At 71.7% G+C, this 2293-nt stretch carries 3 protein-coding genes; 1 reads left to right on the top strand and 2 read right to left on the bottom strand.

The features are described 5' to 3' along the window. A partial coding sequence (locus tag AC27VN_RS39250; protein ID WP_490880181.1) for a CGNR zinc finger domain-containing protein occupies positions 1–331 on the top strand: 331 nt, incomplete at its 5' end. Here AC27VN_RS39250 and AC27VN_RS39245 read toward each other — a convergent pair. Both AC27VN_RS39245 and AC27VN_RS39240 read right to left on the bottom strand, forming a co-directional pair. Further along, on the bottom strand, positions 318–1019 hold the full coding sequence (locus tag AC27VN_RS39245; protein WP_490880180.1) for a PA4824 family protein: 702 nt from the start codon (positions 1017–1019) through the stop codon (positions 318–320). The genes AC27VN_RS39250 and AC27VN_RS39245 overlap by 14 nt on opposite strands. Positions 1020–1103: 84 nt before the next feature. Beyond that, positions 1104–2129: a response regulator gene (locus AC27VN_RS39240; protein ID WP_490880179.1), complete on the bottom strand. Its 1026-nt coding sequence runs from the start codon at positions 2127–2129 to the stop codon at positions 1104–1106. Positions 2130–2293 lie beyond the last annotated feature (164 nt).

The raw sequence follows: 2293 nt of genomic DNA, 5'->3' as shown, positions 1-2293 counted from the left end.
GGCCGAGCTCGAGGCCCTGAACCGCCTGCTCGCGCAGGACCAGAGCCATGTGGAAGTGGCGGCCGACCCCGAGGGCGGCGGCCTGCGGCTGCGCCGCGTCGAGCCCTTCTCGACGCCCGATCAGCTGCTGCAGCCGATCGCGCGCGCCATGGCCGGGCTGCTGTGCGACGAGCACTTCGAATGGGTGCGCGCCTGCGAAGGCCACGCCTGCACGCTGATGTTCCTGGACCGCACCAAGACCCACTCGCGCCGCTGGTGCAGCATGGCCTCGTGCGGCAACCGCGCGAAGGCGGCCGCGCACCGGGCGCGGCGCAACCTCACTTCCAGCTGAACTCGTGGTTCAGGCCGATCACGACCCCGCGCACGCCCTGCGGCCCGGTCCGTGAGGCGCTGAGGTCGAGGCTGATCAGCGGCGTCAGGTTCAGGCGCGCGCCCACGCGCGAGGTCCACAGCCGCGAGACGCGGCTGCGTTCTGCGATCAGCGACAGCGTGTCGTTGAGCGCCCACTCGCAGGCCAGCCCGCCGCGCGCCGTGCGCTGGCCGGTGCCGGGCGCCCAGTCGGCACCGAGGTTGGCGTGGATCTGCAGGCTCTGCGTGGGGCGCCAGGTGACCGGCAGCACGAACTGCCCGCCCGTGCGGCCGCCGGTGCGCAAGTCCGACACCGTGCCGGCCGAGACCGCGGCGCTCCAGGTGGCATCGGGCGCCGGGCCGAAGAAATTCCACTTGACCTGCGGTCCTCCCGTGACCGTGTGCACGCCCAGCGTCGACAGCCGGTCGAGGTTGAAGCCCAGCTCCACGGGACCGATGCGGCAGGCCGGGCCCAGGTGGAAGCCGATGACCGGCTCGGTACCGGTGCGGCCCCACCAGGTCTCGTACTGGCACTGGCCCGGATCGAGGGTGGCGGCATCGTCGATGTCGAAATGGCCGGCCGCGTGCGCGCTCGCGCCGGCCCACAGGCCGCAGGCGGCCAGCAGCCATCCGATGCGCGTCCCTCTCGTGGCGTGTTCGTTGTTCTTCATCGCGAGCGTTCCGGTGGAACCGGCGCGCGATTCTAGGCAGGCGGAAAGTCGGCGGCGTGACGCCGCCGCCCAAACGCTGGAACGCTAGATCTCGAACTGCGGCTGCAGCTCGCGGATGCGCTTGATCGCCACGCCCGCCGCGGCCGTGCGCGTCTCCACGCCGAGCTTCACGTAGACGCGCTCGAGGTGCTTCTTGGCCGTGGCCGGGCTGCTGCCGAGGATCTCGCCGATGTCCTTGTTGGTCTTGCCCTTGACCACCCAGTAGAGCACCTCGGCCTCGCGCGCCGTGAGCTTGAGGCTCAGGCTCATGGCCTCGATCACGGCGGTGTCGGACACCTCGCGCATGATGATCATCCACTCGTCGCCGTCGTCGTCGTGCCCGGTCTGCTGGTGCAGGCGCAGCGTGAGGCTGCTGGCGCCCTGCGCGATCGACAGTGCCGGCGGCTCCACGCCGCGCTGGCGCGCCGCCGGCGCATGGCTGCGCAGCCAGTCGAGCACGGCGACCGGGGTCTCGGGCGCGCGCGTCTCGCAGTAGCGCTGCAGCAGGTCGCGCGCCAGCGCTGTCTGCCAGATCAGCCGGCCCTCGGGCAGCCGCACCGTGATGCTCGCGTAGCCGAAGGCGTCGAGCGCATTGCGCGCCTGGCCGGCCTGGCGCGCCACCTGGCGCGCGCGCCGGGCGCCCTGCAGGTGCACGTTCATGCGCGCCAGCACCTCCTTGGGCTTGATCGGCTTGGTCACGTAGTCCACGCCGCCGGCCTCGAGCGCGGCCACCAGGTGTTCGGTCTCGGTCAGGCCGGTCATGAAGACGATCGGGATGTGGGCCGTCATCCCGTCGGCCTTGAGCCGGCGCGCGACCTCGAAGCCGTCGATGCCCGGCATCATCGCGTCGAGCAGCACGATGTCGGGCCGCGCCTGCGCGGCGCGCTGCAAGGCCTGCTCGCCGTTGGTGGCGATCAGCACCGTGTAGCCCGATTCGTCGAGCGCGTCGTGCAGCACCGCGAGGTTGTCGGGCACGTCGTCCACGATCAGCACCAGGTCGCTGTTGGCGCTCTTGTCGCGCAGCGACTGCGCGAGCGGCACGGGTTCTACAGGGGGGGCCGGTGTGTTCATCTGGTGGTCATCCCGCATGGGCCGCCTCGGCCAGCGCGCGGCCCATGGCCTCGAACTGGAACTGCCGCGCCAGCACGCGCTGCGCCTCGGTCCAGGCGGCGCATTCGGGCTGCTCGCCGTCGATCGCGTCGAGCTGGTTCATGATGCCGCGGAAGTAGCCGAGG

It is taken from the genome of Variovorax sp. 20P10.2.4, assembly GCF_058244205.1.
This window is presented reverse-complemented; position numbering and strand designations above follow the sequence as displayed.